Raw genomic sequence first — 17,743 nt, 5'->3', positions numbered from 1 at the left:
GCAGCCACAAAGTTGATTTCGTTCAAACCTTACTTTCGTAAAACTTAAACTGCGATGCAGCCGCTGTCTTCTTCATTTGATAATGCTAGTATATCCCAAAAATATGATAGAATTGTGTCCGTATCATAAACCTTTTCTGAAATTTTTAAACAGAGTATGAAAAAAATAAAAAGCAACCGGTTGCAATGGGTTGCAATGAAAAAGCACTCTGTTGTATAATTCTAAATCATACAGAAATAGGATGCGGAGAATGAGAGACGAAGAAAAATTTATGAAAGAGGCCATTCGGCAGGCGAAAAAAGCGTATGCGCTTCGGGAAGTACCGATTGGTTGTGTGATTGTCTATGAAGGGAAGATTATTGCCCGTGGTTACAATCGGAGAAATACAGATAAAAATACCACTTCTCATGCGGAAATCAATGCAATTCGAAAAGCAAGTAAAAAATTAGGTGACTGGAGACTGGAGGGCTGTACATTATATGTGACCCTTGAGCCATGCCAGATGTGTGCCGGAGCAATTGTGCAGGCAAGAATTGATAAAATTGTGATTGGAAGCATGAATCCAAAAGCGGGCTGTGCAGGCTCGGTCTTGAATCTTTTGGAAATGGATGGATTTAATCATAAGGTAGAAGTGGAAAGAGGAGTTCTTGAAGAAGAATGCAGTACCATGCTGAGTGGATTTTTTAAAGAACTAAGAATGGAAAAGGCAAAAGCGAAAGCAAAAGCAAAGGAGCTGGAAGAAAATGACAAAACAGGAATTTAAAGAACTGGTAGCAAAAGGAAAAGTGGTATTAGATGGAGCAACAGGCTCTAATTTGATGAAAGCAGGAATGCCAAGAGGTGTGTGTTCAGAAGCATGGATTTATGAAAATCCACAGGCATTAATAGAATTACAGAAAGCCTATGCAGAGGCAGGTTCTGATATTATTTATGCGCCGACATTTTCTGCAAACAGAATCAGTCTGGCAAATCATGGATTAGAGGATAAAGTAGAAGAGTTAAATCGAGGACTCGTAAAGATTACAAAGGATGCAGTGGGAGACAAATGTCTTGTAGCAGGAGATGTGACAACGACAGGAAAGCAGGAAATTGCTTACGAAGAACTGTTAGAGGCTTATACCGAGCAGATTCGCATTTTAAATGATGCAGGGGTGGATTTACTGGTTGCAGAAACCATGCTTGGAGTCACAGAAGTTATGGCAGTTTTAGATGCAGCGGCAGCAGTCTGTGACCTGCCGGTTATGTGTACTCTTACCGTAGAATCCGATGGAAGTCTGTTCTTTGGCGGAGATATTTATGAAGCAGTGGAAAGTCTGGAACAGATGGGCGCAGATGCAGTTGGAATCAACTGTTCGACCGGACCGGACCAGTTAGTATCGGTTGTGGAAAACATCAGAAAACGAGTACAGATTCCGGTGATTGTAAAACCAAATGCGGGTATGCCGGCAATTGATGAAAAAGGCAATGCGGTCTACTCGATGGGCGCAGAGGCATTTGCAAAAAATATGAAAGTATTGATGGATGCAGGCGCAGATATTGTAGGTGGATGCTGTGGAACGACTCCGGAATTTATTAAAGCATTAAAAAAAGAAATCTAGAAAAGAAAAATGATAATCAAGTAAAAGGACACTTCCGGAAAGATTCATTTCTGGAAGCGTTTTTTTATGTATAAGAAAATTCCAATGAGAGTGAAAGCACAAAGTACAAGTTTTCCTGCCTGATTATAAGAGTGGAAATATTGTGCCGTCTTTTGCCAGGAAGCACCGGCAAATGCTCCAAGTGTGACGAGTACGGTATTCCAGATGAGACTTCCGAAGGTGGTGAGAATAAAAAATTTGGAAAAATGCATGTGCGCCATACCTGCGGGAATTGAAATCAGGCTTCTTACAATTGGAATAAACCGGCAGAAAAAGACGGTATAATTTCCTTTGCTGTCGAACCATTCCACAGCATGAGAGACATCCTCTTTTTTAAAGTGAAGCAGTTTTCCGATTTTTCCACTGACAATTGCCTCAAGTTTTGAGACCGGAACAAGACTTCCAATCTGATAAAGCACAACTGCGCCAAGGACACTGCCAAGTGTAGAAAAAAGAATAACCCCAATCAGATTCATATTTGTATAAGTCGTTAAAAATCCACCAAAGGTCAGAATTACTTCTGAAGGAATCGGAGGAAACAGATTTTCAATCAGAATCAAGAGGGCAATTCCCAGATACCCATAATGATTCATGATAGAAATCATCCAATATTGCAATAAAAAAACCTCCCCTGCAATCATCTCTTTTATTCTATGATGATGCAAAGAAGGTTATGATATTCTTTTTTTACCGTGCACCGCCCATCGAGACTCCTTCACGGACGTTACCTCTACAGTTAACTCAGCCCAGGCACCCTCACGGCACACAGGGGATTCTGCTTAGTGCTGCTTCATTCCTGACCTGACACGGTTCACAGAGTCCTGTTGCGTGAGACCCAAACGTCAACGCCACTTATAGAGGGCAGCTCCGCAAAGCAAGCCCCTCCGTTTGGCAACACCCCTGCTGTAGCGGATTGCAGGTACAGGGCACCGCTAACTCCCCGGCTGCACGGTGATACCAGTATATCGGTTTTTTGCAGGTTTGTCAATGTAAAAAAGAAAAGCAGAGAGAACTTTTTGGAAAATTTTAAGAAAGTGGGAATAAATTAGTAATGGGAGGATAAAAGTATGTGCGCAAAACTTTTGTTATTACTATTACTCGGGATTTTTTTGGCAGGATTTTCTAAAGAAGAAGCAGCCAAAGAAGATGCAGGGATTCCGAAATTTATTGTGACGGAACAGGAATTTCCGAAGTTTAATGATTTAAAAGCAAAAGAGAGTAAAAGTCAGGTGTTTTCTATCTGGAATCAGACAGAAGAGACGGAGTGTTATTATTTTTGGGGACAGGCACCAAACGATGTAGAGATTGAACTGAAAAAGAAAGGGGATTTATTTTATAAGGGGAAAATGCCGGAGAAAAAAATAGAACTGACAACGTTAAATCCAGGGGAAAATATGGTATTTGAGGTAACCGTTTTAAAAGAAAAAAATGAATCGGGAGAGGTGGAACTGTTTTTTCAAAATTCGCATTGTGATAAAAAATAAATTAGTATATAATAAAAAATGACAAGATCAAAATATCAAAATGCTATTCGTGTATGTACGATAAGGTGTTTGAAAGTAAGACTTGTAAAAACACAAGATGGGATGTGATGAATCTATGAAGAGAATTGGTCTGCTGACAAGCGGCGGTGACTGTCAGGCGTTAAATGCTACAATGCGTGGCGTGGTGAAAGGTTTATTCAATAATTTAGAGGATTTGGAAGTTTATGGATTTGATGATGGCTATAAAGGGCTTATCTACGGAAATTACAGAATGCTTTCTGCAAAGGATTTTTCAGGAATTTTAACCCGAGGCGGAACGATACTTGGAACATCACGTCAGCCGTTTAAACTGATGAGAGTACCGGATGCAAATGGACTGGACAAAGTAGAAGCAATGAAACAGACTTATCATAAACTTTGTCTGGACTGTCTGGTTATTCTTGGAGGAAACGGTACACAAAAAACAGCAAACCTGTTAAGGGAAGAAGGCTTAAATATTATTCATCTTCCAAAAACCATTGACAATGATATCTGGGGAACCGATATGACATTTGGTTTTCAAAGTGCAGTCAATATTGCAACGGATGCAATTGACTGTATTCACACAACAGCCGCATCCCACAGCCGTATTTTTATCGTAGAAGTTATGGGACACAAGGTAGGCTGGCTGACCCTTCATGCCGGAATTGCAGGTGGAGCAGATATTATTCTGATTCCTGAGATTCCTTATGATATTCAAAAGATTGCTGAGGCAGTAAAAAATCGAAGTCGTTCCGGAAAGGGATTTACCATCCTTGCTGTGGCAGAGGGCGCAATTTCAAAAGAAGATGCAGCACTTCCGAAGAAAGAATTAAAAAAGAAACAGGAAGAAGAAAAGAAAGTTTATCCGTCTGTTGCGTATAAACTGGAAGCAGAATTGAAAAAGAAACTGGATTTAGATATTCGTATCACAATTCCAGGTCATACACAAAGAGGAGGAAGTCCGTGTCCTTATGACCGTGTGCTTTCAACACGTATGGGTTCTGCAGCGGCAGGATTGATTCTGAAAGAGGAATATGGCTATATGGTAGGAATTGTGAACGGAAAAATTAAAAAAGTTCCGCTTGCAGACTGTGCCGGAAAATTAAAGATGGTTTCTCCGGATGACCAGTTAGTTAAAGCTGCAAAACGAATCGGAATCAGTTTTGGAGATTAATCGAATTAAGCAGTCAGGCGGACTAAAAATATCTGCTTGACGAGTATGCATCATTTGCATGGAAGAGCAAGAAAACAGGAGAAGAATTAAAATGAGCTATGTTGCGCTGTATCGCAAGTTTCGACCGCAAAATTTTGAAGACGTAAAGGGACAGGAACACATCGTAACTACATTAAAAAATCAGATAAAGGCGGATCGTATCGGTCACGCCTATCTGTTTTGCGGAACCAGAGGTACCGGTAAAACCACAATTGCGAAAATTTTAGCAAAGGCAGTAAACTGTGAGCACCCGGTAGACGGAAGTCCCTGTAATGAATGTGAAACCTGCAAAGCGATTTCGGCCGGTACTTCTATGAATGTAATTGAAATTGATGCCGCATCGAATAACGGTGTCGATAATATTCGTGAGATTCGCGAAGAAGTGGCATATCGTCCGGCCGAGGGTCGTTATAAAGTATACATCATTGATGAGGTTCATATGTTGTCAACCGGAGCATTTAATGCTCTTTTAAAGACGCTGGAAGAACCTCCTTCTTATGTTATCTTTATTCTGGCAACAACCGAAGCACATAAAATTCCAATCACCATTTTATCAAGATGCCAGCGTTATGATTTCAGGAGAATTACGGTTGATACGATTTCTGAAAGACTGAGTGAATTGATGGAAAAAGAAGGTACGGAAGTTGAAGAAAAAGCAATCCGCTATATTGCAAAAGCAGCAGATGGCTCGATGCGAGATGCTTTATCTTTATTGGACCAGTGCATTGCGTTTTATCTGGGCGAAAAGCTGACGTATGAAAAAGCACTCGATGTGCTGGGTGCAGTAGATATGGAAGTATTCAGTGAACTGTTAAGAAAGGTGTTAGCACAGGATACCGCAGGCTCAATTAAAACACTGGAAGAGTTGATAGTGCAGGGAAGAGAACTGGGACAGTTTGTAAATGATTTTGTGTGGTATATGCGAAATCTGTTGTTGGTAAAAACTTCGGATGTACCGGAAGATGCTGTGGATGTTTCGGCAGAAAATCTGGAACGTTTAAAAGAAGAGAGTGAAATGCTTGACACGGAGACGCTGATGCGTTATATTCGAGTTTTCTCGGAACTTTCCAATCAGATTCGGTATGCGTCCCAAAAGCGCGTATTGGTTGAGATTGCACTGATTAAATTATGCCAGCCGGTGATGGAGACAAATTTGGATTCTTTATTTGACCGGATTCGCATACTCGAAGAAAAGATGGAAAAAGGGATTCCGGTTTTGACGGAGTCTCAAAAAGCGAGTACTCGGGCACTGCCGCAGCCGGAACTGTTTGGCGAAGAGCCACAAGAACAAGAAGCAGTAAAACCACAAAAAGCAGCACCGGAGGATTTGCAGTATATTCAGAAGAACTGGACTGCAATTGTAAGAGAAACAAGTGGTCTGCTAAAACAGATGTTAAAAGAAGCCACACCAAAGTATAATGTAAACAGTGATGAGCCAATTCTTTATATTGAATTTCACAACTTTCAGGCGGAAATCTGTACCAAAAATCCAGATACCATTCCGCTTCTGAAAAAAATTATTCGAGAAAAAACAGGAAAAGAAGTAGAAATTCAGTTTGTGATTACGGATACGGATTTAAAAGGTCCGGCAGGACTTACACCGATTTCGGTAGATGAACTGATTGAACAAAGCATCCAGATGGATGTCGTAGTAGAAGATATGAGTGATGACGAGGAGGACATATAATGGCAAAAAGAGGTGGATTTCCGGGAATGGGTATGCCTGGAAACATGAATAACTTAATGAAACAGGCACAGAAAATGCAGCGTCAGGCAGAAGAAAACCAGAAAGCTCTGGAAGAAAAAGAATTTACGGCAAAAGCCGGTGGTGGTGCAGTAGAAGTAACAATTTCCGGAAAAAAAGAAGTGACAAAAGTAAAACTTGCAGAAGAAGTAGTAGATCCGGATGATATTGAGATGTTGGAAGATTTGATTGTAGCAGCAACCAATGAAGCGTTAAGAAAAGTAGAGCAGGAATCTGCTGCAATGATGTCCAAACTGACAGGTGGTCTTGGCGGACTTGGTGGCGGACTGTTCTAAGTTTTAGATACTCTGGTAACTTAGTTGCCGAGTAGTTCACGAAAATCAAAAGACAGAGGAATCAAATTGGAATATTACAGCAGTCATATTAACAAACTGATAGAAGAATTTTCCAGACTTCCTGGAATCGGAGCAAAATCTGCCCAGCGTCTGGCATTTCATATTTTGAATCTGCCGAAAGAACAGGTGGAAGAACTCTCTTCAGCAATTGTAGATGCAAAAGCCAATGTCTGTTATTGTAAGGAATGTTATACTTTAACTGACCAGGAAATCTGTCCGATTTGCAGGAATGAAAAACGCAATCATCATATAATTATGGTGGTTGAAAATACAAGAGATTTGGCAGCTTATGAAAAGACCGGAAAATTTGACGGGGTATATCATGTGCTTCATGGTGCTATTTCTCCTATGCTTGGAATCGGACCGGATGACATTAAGTTAAAAGAGTTGCTTCAGCGTCTCACAAGAGAAGAAATTGAAGAGGTTATTATTGCCACAAATTCAAGTGTAGAGGGAGAGACAACGGCAATGTATCTGAGTAAGCTGATTAAGCCGACCGGAATTAAAGTCAGTCGGATTGCAAGCGGTGTGCCGGTAGGCGGAGACCTGGAATACATTGACGAAGTAACTCTTTTGCGGGCACTTGAGGGCAGAGTGGAATTGTAGGGGTGTAATTTTATGAGGAAAAAAGTTACATCAACAGATATCGCAAAAAAAGCCGGTGTCTCTCAGGCAACGGTTTCGATGGTATTAAATCATAAATATAATGTTTCTTTTTCAAAAGAAACAGTGGAAAAAATTGAGCGGATTGCTAAGGAAATGGGATATATAATCCCAAAACGGCGCCAAAGAAAGGACAGCCGGAGAGGGAAGCTGATTATTGTATTTTGTCCAACCCTTACCAATCCGTATTATGTCATGCTGCTTCAGGGAATTGAGGCAGTGGCGAAAGAAGAGGGATACAGTGTTTTTACCTGTAATACACAAAGAGAATTGAAACTCGAAGAACAATATCTTAAGCTGATGTCGAGTGTAGACCCTGCAGGCATTATATATACCTGTAATCCAAGTTCTGTATTTATGGAACAGGTAGGCGAGATTGCAAAGAAAATCCCGCTTGTAATTATCAGTAACAGGGAGAAAGTACAGGTTGATGCAATTAATCAGGATAATACAAAGGTAGGACGTTTGATGGCAAGACATCTTTTGGATTATGGCCACAGAGATGTTGCATTTATTACACCTCCGCTTACCCAGCGTCAGAAGCAGCGTTCCAAACGAGTACAGGGATTTGTACAGGAGTATGAGCAGGCAGGGCTTGGAGACCGAGTTGTGATAAAAGCGGCCGATGAATCTTTGGATGAACAGTTGCCAAGTCCGGATTCGGAATATAAGATGGGATATAATCTGACAAAAGAACTTCTTGCAGAATATGATAATCTGACAGCGATTGCGGGATTAAATGATATGATGGCATTTGGAATCATGGATGCACTGCAGGAAGAAAAATATAAAATTCCGGGAGATATGTCTGTAATTGGATGTGATAATATCATCTTTTCAGGCATGTCTCATTTGTCGCTTACTACAATTGAACATTTCGTTCCATTAAAAGGCAGGGATGCATGTGATATTATTATCCGAAAGATTAAATCATCAAAAGATACTTATGATGGAACGAATCCAATCAGTATTTATCACATCGAGTATGAACCCAAATTAATTGCCAGAAAAACCACTTCTTATGCACGGGAAAAAACGCACGAAAGAGGCAGGAAAGAAAAGAAATATTAAATAAAATCAGAAAAGATATTAGTAATAAAAAAACAAAAAAAGGCTGTATATGGCAGAAAAATTATGAAATACAGCCGAAAAATTATTAATAAAATGCATATTTATAAATAAATAAAATCACTAATAATTTTTTTGTGACTTGCCCGTAAACGAATTATGAGGTAAACTATAACCAACAAATAAAACGAACGTTTCACGGGAGGAAATGAGTTATGAAATTTTTTATTGATACTGCAAATGTAGAGGATATTCGTAAAGCAAATGATATGGGAATTATCTGTGGAGTTACTACAAACCCATCCCTGATTGCAAAAGAAGGACGTGACTTTAATCAGGTTATCGAAGAAATCGCTTCTATCGTAGACGGACCAATCAGCGGTGAAGTAAAAGCTACAACAACAGATGCAGAAGGAATGATTAAAGAAGGTCGCGAAATCGCAGCAATTCATCCAAACATGATTGTTAAAATTCCTATGACAACAGAAGGCTTAAAAGCAGTTAAAGTTCTGACAGCAGAAGGAATCAAAACAAACGTAACATTAATCTTCTCTGCAAACCAGGCATTACTGGCAGCAAGAGCAGGAGCAACTTATGTATCTCCATTCCTCGGAAGACTGGATGATATTTCTGTATGCGGAACAGATTTAATCCGTGATATCGTTGAGATATTTGAAGTTGCCGGTATTGATACAGAAATCATCGCAGCAAGTGTTCGTCATCCAATGCATGTAACAGAATGTGCACTTGCAGGTGCTGATATCGCAACAGTTCCATACAAAGTATTAGAGCAGATGACCCATCATCCACTTACTGACCAGGGTATTGAAAAATTCCAAAAAGATTATCTTGCAGTATTCGGAAAATAAAGGTAAGATGTGAGTGGCAAAACAAAATTGCCACTCACTTATATTATGAGAAATTTTTTCAGGAGGAAACTATGAACAAATTAGAGCTTCAGAAAACAGCCAATGAAGTCCGCAAAGGTATTGTGACAGCTGTTCATTCCGCAAAAGCGGGACATCCGGGCGGTTCTTTATCAGCAGCAGATTTATTTACTTATTTATATTTTGAGGAAATGAATATTGACCCGAAAGAGCCAAAGAAAGCAGACCGTGACCGTTTTGTATTATCCAAAGGACATACAGCACCGGGACTTTATGCTACTCTTGCAAACAGAGGATATTTCCCGGTAGAGGATTTAAAAACTCTGCGTCATATCGGTTCTTACCTTCAGGGACATCCGGATATGAAACACATTCCAGGTGTTGATATGTCCAGTGGTTCTTTAGGACAGGGAATCTCAGCAGCAGTTGGAATGGCTTTAGCCGGAAAAATGGACAATGCTGATTACCGTGTTTATACATTGCTTGGTGATGGTGAAATCCAGGAAGGGCAGGTTTGGGAGGCTTCTATGTTTGCCGGACACAGAAAACTGGATAACTTAGTTGTAATCGTAGATAACAATGGACTTCAGATTGACGGTAAAATTGAAGATGTTTGTTCTCCATATCCAATTGATAAGAAATTTGAAGCATTCAATTTTCATGTAATCAATGTAGAAGATGGAAATGATTTTGACCAGCTTGCAGCTGCATTTAAAGAAGCAAAAGAAACAAAAGGCATGCCGACAGCTATTATCATGAAGACTGTAAAAGGAAAAGGCGTTTCCTATATGGAAAACAATGCAGGATGGCATGGAAAAGCTCCAAACGATGAAGAATATGCAATCGCAATGGCAGACTTGGAAAAGGTAGGTGAAGCATTATGTCAGAAGTAAAGAAAATTGCAACCAGAGAAAGTTATGGTAACGCATTAGTTGAATTAGGAAAAAAATACGAAAATTTAGTAGTTCTTGATGCTGACCTGGCAGGTGCTACAAAGACCGGAACATTCCAAAAAGCATATCCGGAACGTCACATTGACTGTGGTATCGCAGAATCCAATATGATGGGAATCGCAGCAGGTCTGTCTACAACAGGAAAAGTTCCATTTGCAAGTACATTTGCAATGTTTGCAGCAGGACGTGCTTACGAGCAGGTGCGTAACTCCATCGGTTATCCACATTTAAATGTAAAAATTGGTGCAACTCATGCCGGAATCTCTGTTGGAGAAGATGGTGCAACGCATCAGTGTAACGAAGATATGGCACTTATGAGAACCATTCCAGGCATGGTGATCTTAAATCCATCTGATGATGTAGAGGCAAAAGCAGCTGTAGAAGCAGCTTACCTTCATGAAGGTCCTGTTTATTTACGTTTTGGACGTCTGGCAGTGCCGGTTATCAATGACAGACCGGATTATAAGTTTGAAATCGGAAAAGGTATCGTGCTTAGAGAAGGAAAAGATGTTACAATCTTTGCAACAGGTCTTTGCGTAAGTGAAACTTTAGCAGCAGCAGAAAAACTGGCTGAAGATGGAATTGATGCAAAAGTAATCAATATTCATACTATCAAACCATTAGATGAAGAACTGGTTGTAAAAGCTGCAAAAGAAACAGGCAAAGTCGTTACAGTAGAAGAACATTCTGTAATCGGTGGTCTTGGCGGTGCAGTAGCGGAAGTGTTAAGCGAAAAAGCTCCGACACAGATGCTTCGTATCGGTATCAATGATGTATTTGGTGAGTCCGGCCCGGCAGTAAAATTACTGGAAAAATATGGAATTGATGCAGCAGGAATTTACAATAAAGTAAAAGCATTCGTTAAATAATTATATTTACAAATAAAAAGCTCTGTTATAGAATAGGGCTAAGTCTTAGAGGTGTCGCCAAAAGGCGGCACCTTTTTTTAGTTCTTATAGCTAAAGTTTTTAAGAACTAAAAAAGAAAGGGAATGAAGTTATGAAAACGAGAAGCAGAAGAACAGTAAAAAATATAAGAAACACAGGCGGAGAGGTCAGACAGGATAAAAAATCCGAAAATGAAGAATTTTATGGATACATCAAAGATTTGGTACATCATCCGTATGTCCTGAAAATGAAAAATTATCAGCATCATTGTAATACAAGTTGTTATCAGCATTGTCTGAATGTTGCCTATTACAATTATAAAATATGTAAATTTTTTAATCTGGATGCACGTTCTGCAGCAAGAGCAGGTATGCTTCATGATTTATTTTTATACGACTGGCATAATCATCGCAAAAAAACAGGTGACCCTGTTCATGCAATGACGCATCCGCATACTGCCCTGCATAATGCGCAAAAATACTTTAAATTAAATGCACTTGAAAAAGAAATGATTTTAAAACACATGTTTCCTGTAACTCCGATTCCACCAATGCATAAAGAAACGTGGATTATCACATTAACGGATAAGTACTGTGGAACATGTGAAATCGGACAGTATTATTTTCATGTATGGTTTCCGAGAGGTGTCTATCACGCAATGAAACACCTGATGAAAAAAATATTTGGCAAGGACTATACTTATGCAGATTACCGGCTTCCGTTCGGAGAATTCTCCGAAGATGCTGCAGACAGAGGGGTAAATTTTGCAAAGCTTCGAAAACGTTCGGAATCTGAATCCGAATGGAAAAAATCCAATAAAGAAAAACGATGTGTTCCGAAATATTGACGGTGTGCAATCAGAATGCCGGATACAATTGTGTCTGCAAGCTGAATCACGGTTGCAAGTCTTGTTGTCTGAAGTACAAAATGTTCAAATGCCCCTGAGAGGTTTACAATTCCAGTGATGGAAATGTCGCCGACCGGGGGCAGTTTCTTTTTTACACCAAGTCCGGGGGCAAGTGCACCTTTTCGGATGGTGACAAATTCCTGATGTCGTTTTGAACCAAGGGAGGCATCAATTGCAATCAAAAGACAGTTCGGATGTTTTGTATGAACCATTGCTGTGACTTCAGCAAGGTTTAAGGCATGAACGGGCTGATCCAGTGTCCCATAAATGATACAGCGGGAAAGATGTTCTTTACTTAATTTATGTCCGATTAACGGACCAAGGCTGTCTCCTGTAATCCGGTCACTTCCAATGCAGAGAAAGACTACTTCCTGAAAATCTTTTTGCTGTGAGCACAGCATTTCAAATAAAAGAGAACCGACCTGGTTGGGAGCGCGGCAGCTTTTGCTTTCTACATAGTGGACAGGAGCATTTTGGTATGATTCCATAAAATTTACCATCCTTTCAAAAAAATCACTGTTTTAGTACAGCGAATATTAAGTAACTGCTAGATTGACGCTGTACTACTGGTCAAAATTTCTTTTATAATAGGTTTCCCTGTTTTGGATGATTTATCCTGACTTTTTAAGTAAAGATTTGTCGACAAAAAAAATCAGGCAGCTTCCTCAAAGTGATAAAATTTGCAGAGCTTGTATGCTATTCTTTTGCCCAAAGGGGTGAAAGAATTATGATAGAGGTCATTTATGAAAAGGAGAAAGAAAAAGCGGAGGGAAATCAGGCTTTTTTCCGGATTCCAAACAATATACGACAGATTGGTGAAATACAGGGGAATCAAAAAATCTATATAGAAGATTATGCTTATACTTATCTTTGTAGAATCGCAAGTGAGGATTCTGCAAAAGGGAGAGCGGCAATTCTGCTTGGGCAGGCGAACTGGAAAGATGGAAAGACATATTTATTTATTAAAAGTGCGGTTGCGCTTCATGATATTGAGGTTTCAGAAGAACATTTTGTCTTTACAAAGGATGTGTGGAAACAGATTTATGAGGAAAATAAAAAATTCTTTCCGAATCAGGAAATTGTAGGCTGGTTTTTATCGCTTCCAGGCTGTTCTATGGAACTTCATGAGGGAATCAGCAAAACACATTTTAATCATTTTGGCGGAAATGAAAAAGTGCTTATGGTGATGGAACCTCTTGAAAAAGAAGAGGCTTTTTATCGTTATGAAGAGGGGAAACTTACCAGGCAGGAAGGCTTTTATGTTTATTATGAAAAAAATGAGCCAATGCAAAATTTTTTAATTGAGCAAAATAAATATGCAAGAGAAAGAAGCGAAAAGGTAGCGGATGAAGCAGTAAAGACATTTCGTAAAAAAGTAGAAGAAAAGACGAAAGGAAAAAAGCGGGATAAAATAGCGCCTCTGTTTCGGATGGCAAGTGCAAGTGCGGCAGCAGCAATGTTGATTGCGGGAGTACTTTATCTGAATCAATATGAGAAGTTAAAAAAAACGAATTCTATTGCAGACAAAGCAAAAATTGAAAAAAAGAAATCCGAAACGGTTGTGTCAAATTCAAACAACGATGCAGAAACGATAGAAAAATCAGAGACTTCCGATACAGAAAAGTTAAAAGAAGAGACGCAGACCGGGACAGAGTCGGATTCAGTATCAGGTTCAATGGACGGTAAAAGAGATAAGAAATCAGAACAGGCAAATGCAGAGGCGGAAGGGAACAAGCAGAGCGAATCTGCAAGACAGGAACAACAGGGAGAGACAGGTTCAGATAGGACAGAAAGTGCAAATACAGCACAGAGCACAGGAAATACAAGTATAGCGCAAACCACAGGTTCAAATTCAATGCATGAAACATATACCGTGCGTGAGGGGGATACCATTACCAGCATCAGCCGGGCTTATTATGGGACAACTTCAAAAATAAAAGAGATTTGTGAATTGAATGGAATTTCCGCAGAAGAATTTATTTTTCCGGGACAAAAAATTTTACTCCCATAGAAAAGTGTGCTATAATAGCCGCATGTCAGGGCATAAGCGCTTTGATATAAATAATGGACTCACAAAATCAAGCACAGAAAGATTCTGAGAGTACATAATAAAACAAAGGTTAAGATAAATGGAACAGAATAAAGAAAAACAAAGTCAAAGCAAAAGCAAGGGTAAGAAACAAACAAGACAAACCAGAGAACAACGCAGACAATTAGAGATGATTTTAGTAGGCATTTTGATTTTAATTGTAATTATTGTAATAGCTGTATTAGTTATTCACAGGCGTACGTATCACAACTATTCTGTACTTTCGTCTTCAAAAAATGAAAATGTGCAGGCTTATGGTTTTGTCCAGTTTGAAGATGAAATTTTGAAATACGGAACAGATGGAGTTTCTTTGGTGAATCAAAAAGAGGAAACAGTATGGTCAGAGGATTTTCAGATGACAAATCCGACAGTAGACGTCTGTGAAAACATGGCGGTGGTGGCAGATAAGGATGCGACTTCCATATATATTTTATCAAAAGAAAAAGTGGTTGGAACGGTTCAGACATCCAAACCGATTTTAAAAGCAAGAGTGGCGAGAACAGGAGTTGTTGCTGCAATTTTACAGGATAATGATAAAACATGGGTAAATTTTTATGCCAAAGATGGCAGTCTGATTGCAGAGAACCAGACAAGAATTGACAGTCCGGGATATCCGGTTGATATTGCGGTATCACCAAATGGAAAGATTATTATGGTCAGTTATCTTTATGTAGAAGACGCACAGACAACCAGTTATGTAGCTTTTTATAATTTTGGAGACAGCGGTCAAAGTGAGATTGACAATATTGTATCCGGTTACACTTATAAAGATGTCATTGTACCGCAGACCATTTATTTAAAAGATGGTTCTGCGCTGGCATTTCGGGATAATGGATTTTCTGTCTATCAGGGAGAAAACATTCCGAAAGAAAAGAAAAATGTGGAGATGACATCAGAGATTGTCAGTACCTTCTACAATGATAATTATGCAGGAGTGGTATTCAAAGATAAAGATAATAATAAAAATTATGTAATGCGGGTATACAGTCTGAATGGAAAAATGAAATTTGAAAAGAAGTTCAATATTGAATATACCCAGATAAAAATCAGCAATGAAATGATTATTATGAATAACGATACGCAAGTTTGTATGATTGACTTAAACGGAAACAAAAAGTTTGATGGAAACTTTGGAGAGGGGACAATACAGGGGATTTTCAGAATTGCATCCAATCGTTATATGGTGGTTTCGGAAAGTGGAATCAAGACAATTAAATTAAAATAAAATATGTGGAAACAGGCGGTTGTCGGCAGGCAATGGTCTGTTTTCTCTGCATTATGGGATAGATTTAAGCGTAGCGTTTAAAATATGGAAACAGAATGGTATTTAAGTAAGAGGCTCGGTTCCTTATAGTCGGGTAGCTCACGGAAAAATCAGGGAAAGAAACAAAAGGAGAAAAGCGTATGAACTGGTTAAGCATAGTAATTTTAGTGATACTGGCAGGGTGTATTTTAAATGGTTTTAGAAAAGGAATGGTTCGGACACTGGCAGCAATGATGTCGCTTGTTGTGAGTCTGGTGCTGGTATCACTGGCAAATCCTTATGTTGCAACATTTCTGGAAGAAAAAACAACGGTGTATGAAGTGACTGAAACCAAATGCAGGGAAGCATTTCAAAGTATTGCCGAAAAACAGACGGAAAATGTGCAGCAGGAATTTATGCAGAAAATGGGTGTTCCGGAAAATTTTTCAAATACACTTAGAATCGGAGATGAGTTTACGGAAAGTGCAGTGGCTCCACTTGCAGAGTCAACGGCACATCTGATTGTAAATGGACTTGCTTTTGTGATTACATTTGTGCTGTTATCGATTTTGCTTCGGATTGCAGTGGGGCTGCTGGATGGTTTATTCAGACTGCCGGTCTTAAGCATGGTCAATCGTCTTGCAGGTGGGGCAATAGGCGCAGTTCAGGGATTGGTGATTTTATGGGTATTCTTTTTGATTGTGTTTCTAATCTGGAATACAGAAATCGGAGCACAGGCATTGGCAATGATTCAGGAAAATCCAGTTATAAACTGGCTGTATAACTGTAATCCGTTTGTAAATATTTTATTGAAATAAAAAGAAAGAAGAAAGCTATGGTAAGGATAAAAGATATTGCAAAAGAAGCGGGAGTCAGTCCGACCACTGTTTCGAATGTTATACATGGAAATACAAAAAAAGTTTCAAAGTCAAATATTGATAAGATACAGAAAATTTTGGAAGAACATCAGTATATTCCAAGTATGAGTGCATTGATGCTGGCGCAGAATCGTTCCAGACTGATAGGTGTTTTGATTGGCGGGGTAGATGGAAAAAGAAGAAGTATTGAAGGTGACCCATTTACCAGCATTATGTTAAGCGCACTTGAATTAGAGATTTACAGAAAAAATTATTATATGCTGTTTCACATGTCGAGTACATCGGAAGAAAGCTGGAAGTTGGCAGCGACGTGGAAAGTAGAGGGTTTGATTACACTTGGGCTTACAGCAGAACAGAATATTGAACTTCAAAAGAGGTGTCAGATTCCATTGGTCAGTATTGACAATTATTATGAGGGAAGAGAACGGGCAGAAAATATAGGGCTTCAGGATTTTGAAGGAGGTTTTAAGATGGGAAATTATCTGATAGAAAATGGAATGAAAAAGATTCTTTTCCTGTCAGATAATGATATTGGCGTAGACCATGAGCGTTGGCTCGGACTTCAAAGAGCAGCAAAAGAAAATGGTTCAGTTTTGGCGAAACATTGGATTATGCCGATAAAGCAGGAATTTCAGATGCAGTGGTTAAAAGACCAGTTGGAAGAAATTTGTAAATGGGATGCATTATTTTTTGCTTCAGATCGTTATGCACAGGAAGGAATTCTTGTGTTACAGGATATGGGGATTCGTGTGCCGGAGGATATTTCGGTTGTTGGATTTGATGACAGTCCTTATGCAAAGATGTGCAGACCACAGCTTACAACAGTGCGTCAGGATGTCATGAAAAAAGGAAAGATGGTTGTAAAGAAACTAATGAGTCTGATAAAAGAAGAACCATTTGATGGAGAAGAACGGCTTCCGGTTGAACTGGTGGTTCGTGATTCTGTACAGAATAGAGAATAAGATTTAGGTGAAATGGACGTTTTGCGAAAAACCTATTGTGATAGAAAACACAGTTTGCTATAATTGGTAATAGTAAATAAGGTTTTACGCAAAACGTTTTTGCGTAAATGAAAGCAGATAATTATTGCTTTGAATCTATATATCAGATTTATATAGCAAAGTGAGAAAACGTGTCTGATTTATCAGAACGATTAGAAAATGGATGAGGTGAAGATTATGGAAAAAAAATGGTGGAAAGAAAGCGTTGTTTATCAGATTTATCCAAGAAGTTTTAAAGACAGCAATGGAGACGGAATTGGAGATATCAATGGAATTACAGAAAAATTAGATTATTTAAAAGAATTAGGAATTGATGTAATCTGGCTTTCTCCGGTTTATCAGTCTCCGAATGATGATAATGGATATGATATCAGTGATTATCAGGCGATTATGGAAGAGTTTGGAACAATGGAAGATTTCGACCGTATGTTGGCAGAAGCTCATAAGAGAGGAATCCGAATTGTCATGGACTTGGTTGTCAATCATACATCGGATGAGCATGCATGGTTTGTAGAAAGTAAAAAATCAAGAGAAAATCCATATCGTGACTATTACATCTGGAGAGAAGGGAAAGACGGAAAAGAACCAAATAACTGGGGTTCTGTATTTAACGGTTCTGCCTGGGTTTATGATGAAACAACAGATATGTATTATCTGCATCTGTTTTCTAAAAAACAGCCGGATTTAAACTGGGATAATCCAAAAGTCCGTG

Annotated in this window: 18 protein-coding genes, 1 other RNA gene and 1 pseudogene (1 of these 20 only partly in view); 17 read left to right on the top strand and 3 right to left on the bottom strand. The window is 39.1% G+C overall.

Annotated features, from left to right (window positions below; genetic code table 11):
• The first annotated feature begins 250 nt into the window (after positions 1–250).
• A complete protein-coding gene (gene tadA, locus ACYQ2D_RS07520) occupies positions 251–763 on the top strand; it encodes a tRNA adenosine(34) deaminase TadA (RefSeq protein WP_459785029.1) in 513 nt (170 codons plus the stop codon).
• A complete protein-coding gene (locus ACYQ2D_RS07515; protein WP_118701407.1) occupies positions 744–1,598 on the top strand; it encodes a homocysteine S-methyltransferase family protein in 855 nt (284 codons plus the stop codon). Before tadA ends, ACYQ2D_RS07515 begins: the two co-directional genes overlap by 20 nt.
• Before the next feature lie 44 nt (positions 1,599–1,642).
• On the opposite strand, the gene ACYQ2D_RS07510 is transcribed toward ACYQ2D_RS07515, so the two are convergent.
• Positions 1,643–2,254: a DedA family protein gene (locus ACYQ2D_RS07510; protein ID WP_118701408.1), complete on the bottom strand. Its 612-nt coding sequence runs from the start codon at positions 2,252–2,254 to the stop codon at positions 1,643–1,645.
• A gap of 73 nt (positions 2,255–2,327) precedes the next feature.
• Positions 2,328–2,589: signal recognition particle sRNA large type (gene ffs / locus ACYQ2D_RS07505), an RNA gene on the bottom strand.
• Positions 2,590–2,704: 115 nt separating this feature from the next.
• On the opposite strand from ffs, the gene ACYQ2D_RS07500 reads away from it, so the two are divergent.
• The 10 genes from ACYQ2D_RS07500 to ACYQ2D_RS07455 all read left to right on the top strand — a co-directional run bounded on the left by ACYQ2D_RS07500 (position 2,705) and on the right by ACYQ2D_RS07455 (position 11,760).
• Positions 2,705–3,121, top strand: a complete 417-nt coding sequence (locus tag ACYQ2D_RS07500) for a hypothetical protein (RefSeq protein WP_117456924.1) — start codon at positions 2,705–2,707, stop codon at positions 3,119–3,121.
• 115 nt (positions 3,122–3,236) lie between these two features.
• Positions 3,237–4,316 carry a 6-phosphofructokinase gene (locus ACYQ2D_RS07495; RefSeq protein WP_372555157.1) on the top strand — a complete coding sequence of 360 codons (1,080 nt, stop codon included), beginning with the start codon at positions 3,237–3,239 and terminating at the stop codon, positions 4,314–4,316.
• Between the two features lie 91 nt (positions 4,317–4,407).
• The gene (gene dnaX, locus ACYQ2D_RS07490) at positions 4,408–6,042 is read left to right on the top strand and encodes a DNA polymerase III subunit gamma/tau (protein WP_459785028.1); all 1,635 of its coding nucleotides are present in this window, start codon (positions 4,408–4,410) and stop codon (positions 6,040–6,042) included.
• Positions 6,042–6,395, top strand: coding sequence for a YbaB/EbfC family nucleoid-associated protein (locus tag ACYQ2D_RS07485; protein ID WP_022303085.1), 354 nt, complete (start codon positions 6,042–6,044; stop codon positions 6,393–6,395). Before dnaX ends, ACYQ2D_RS07485 begins: the two co-directional genes overlap by 1 nt.
• A 66-nt stretch (positions 6,396–6,461) precedes the next feature.
• A complete protein-coding gene (gene recR / locus ACYQ2D_RS07480) occupies positions 6,462–7,061 on the top strand; it encodes a recombination mediator RecR (protein ID WP_022303084.1) in 600 nt (199 codons plus the stop codon).
• A 12-nt stretch (positions 7,062–7,073) separates the two neighbouring features.
• Positions 7,074–8,189 (top strand): LacI family DNA-binding transcriptional regulator, encoded by a 1,116-nt coding sequence (locus tag ACYQ2D_RS07475; protein ID WP_459785027.1) that lies wholly within the window; start codon positions 7,074–7,076, stop codon positions 8,187–8,189.
• A gap of 212 nt (positions 8,190–8,401) precedes the next feature.
• Positions 8,402–9,055, top strand: coding sequence for a fructose-6-phosphate aldolase (gene fsa, locus ACYQ2D_RS07470; RefSeq protein ID WP_459785026.1), 654 nt, complete (start codon positions 8,402–8,404; stop codon positions 9,053–9,055).
• A gap of 71 nt (positions 9,056–9,126) precedes the next feature.
• Positions 9,127–9,966 carry a transketolase gene (locus ACYQ2D_RS07465; protein ID WP_117456919.1) on the top strand — a complete coding sequence of 280 codons (840 nt, stop codon included), beginning with the start codon at positions 9,127–9,129 and terminating at the stop codon, positions 9,964–9,966.
• Positions 9,954–10,895, top strand: a complete 942-nt coding sequence (locus ACYQ2D_RS07460; RefSeq protein ID WP_022303080.1) for a transketolase family protein — start codon at positions 9,954–9,956, stop codon at positions 10,893–10,895. The genes ACYQ2D_RS07465 and ACYQ2D_RS07460 overlap by 13 nt, the downstream gene beginning before the upstream one ends.
• A gap of 130 nt (positions 10,896–11,025) precedes the next feature.
• Complete coding sequence (locus ACYQ2D_RS07455) at positions 11,026–11,760, top strand: HD domain-containing protein (protein WP_022303079.1); 735 nt, start codon at positions 11,026–11,028, stop codon at positions 11,758–11,760.
• 26 nt (positions 11,761–11,786) lie between these two features.
• Here ACYQ2D_RS07455 and yyaC read toward each other — a convergent pair.
• A pseudogene (gene yyaC / locus ACYQ2D_RS07450) lies at positions 11,787–12,221 on the bottom strand (spore protease YyaC); the annotation flags it as partial.
• 326 nt (positions 12,222–12,547) lie between these two features.
• Here yyaC and ACYQ2D_RS07445 point away from each other — a divergent pair.
• The 5 genes from ACYQ2D_RS07445 to ACYQ2D_RS07425 form a co-directional block, all read left to right on the top strand.
• Positions 12,548–13,831, top strand: a complete 1,284-nt coding sequence (locus ACYQ2D_RS07445) for a LysM peptidoglycan-binding domain-containing protein (RefSeq protein ID WP_459785025.1) — start codon at positions 12,548–12,550, stop codon at positions 13,829–13,831.
• 118 nt (positions 13,832–13,949) lie between these two features.
• Positions 13,950–15,134: a DUF5711 family protein gene (locus tag ACYQ2D_RS07440; protein ID WP_459785024.1), complete on the top strand. Its 1,185-nt coding sequence runs from the start codon at positions 13,950–13,952 to the stop codon at positions 15,132–15,134.
• Positions 15,135–15,313: 179 nt separating this feature from the next.
• On the top strand, positions 15,314–15,970 hold the full coding sequence (locus ACYQ2D_RS07435; RefSeq protein WP_444139516.1) for a CvpA family protein: 657 nt from the start codon (positions 15,314–15,316) through the stop codon (positions 15,968–15,970).
• Positions 15,961–16,992 carry a LacI family DNA-binding transcriptional regulator gene (locus ACYQ2D_RS07430; protein WP_459785320.1) on the top strand — a complete coding sequence of 344 codons (1,032 nt, stop codon included), beginning with the start codon at positions 15,961–15,963 and terminating at the stop codon, positions 16,990–16,992. Before ACYQ2D_RS07435 ends, ACYQ2D_RS07430 begins: the two co-directional genes overlap by 10 nt.
• Positions 16,993–17,208: 216 nt before the next feature.
• Positions 17,209–17,743, top strand: the start of a protein-coding gene (locus ACYQ2D_RS07425) for a glycoside hydrolase family 13 protein (protein WP_459785023.1). It continues 1,133 nt past the right edge of the window; the window shows 535 of its 1,668 coding nt (coding positions 1–535); its start codon is at positions 17,209–17,211; its stop codon lies off the right edge, out of view.

It is taken from the genome of Blautia stercoris, assembly GCF_054657695.1.
This window is presented reverse-complemented; position numbering and strand designations above follow the sequence as displayed.

Bases quoted from the DNA above. Each gene is read 5' to 3' on its own strand.
- tadA (WP_459785029.1), top strand. From the start codon at position 251: ATGAGAGACGAAGAAAAATTTATGAAAGAGGCCATTCGGCAGGCGAAA.
- ACYQ2D_RS07515 (WP_118701407.1), top strand. From the start codon at position 744: ATGACAAAACAGGAATTTAAAGAACTGGTAGCAAAAGGAAAAGTGGTA.
- ACYQ2D_RS07500 (WP_117456924.1), top strand. From the start codon at position 2,705: ATGTGCGCAAAACTTTTGTTATTACTATTACTCGGGATTTTTTTGGCA.
- ACYQ2D_RS07495 (WP_372555157.1), top strand. From the start codon at position 3,237: ATGAAGAGAATTGGTCTGCTGACAAGCGGCGGTGACTGTCAGGCGTTA.
- dnaX (WP_459785028.1), top strand. From the start codon at position 4,408: ATGAGCTATGTTGCGCTGTATCGCAAGTTTCGACCGCAAAATTTTGAA.
- ACYQ2D_RS07485 (WP_022303085.1), top strand. From the start codon at position 6,042: ATGGCAAAAAGAGGTGGATTTCCGGGAATGGGTATGCCTGGAAACATG.
- ACYQ2D_RS07475 (WP_459785027.1), top strand. From the start codon at position 7,074: ATGAGGAAAAAAGTTACATCAACAGATATCGCAAAAAAAGCCGGTGTC.
- fsa (WP_459785026.1), top strand. From the start codon at position 8,402: ATGAAATTTTTTATTGATACTGCAAATGTAGAGGATATTCGTAAAGCA.
- ACYQ2D_RS07465 (WP_117456919.1), top strand. From the start codon at position 9,127: ATGAACAAATTAGAGCTTCAGAAAACAGCCAATGAAGTCCGCAAAGGT.
- ACYQ2D_RS07460 (WP_022303080.1), top strand. From the start codon at position 9,954: ATGTCAGAAGTAAAGAAAATTGCAACCAGAGAAAGTTATGGTAACGCA.
- ACYQ2D_RS07455 (WP_022303079.1), top strand. From the start codon at position 11,026: ATGAAAACGAGAAGCAGAAGAACAGTAAAAAATATAAGAAACACAGGC.
- ACYQ2D_RS07445 (WP_459785025.1), top strand. From the start codon at position 12,548: ATGATAGAGGTCATTTATGAAAAGGAGAAAGAAAAAGCGGAGGGAAAT.
- ACYQ2D_RS07440 (WP_459785024.1), top strand. From the start codon at position 13,950: ATGGAACAGAATAAAGAAAAACAAAGTCAAAGCAAAAGCAAGGGTAAG.
- ACYQ2D_RS07435 (WP_444139516.1), top strand. From the start codon at position 15,314: ATGAACTGGTTAAGCATAGTAATTTTAGTGATACTGGCAGGGTGTATT.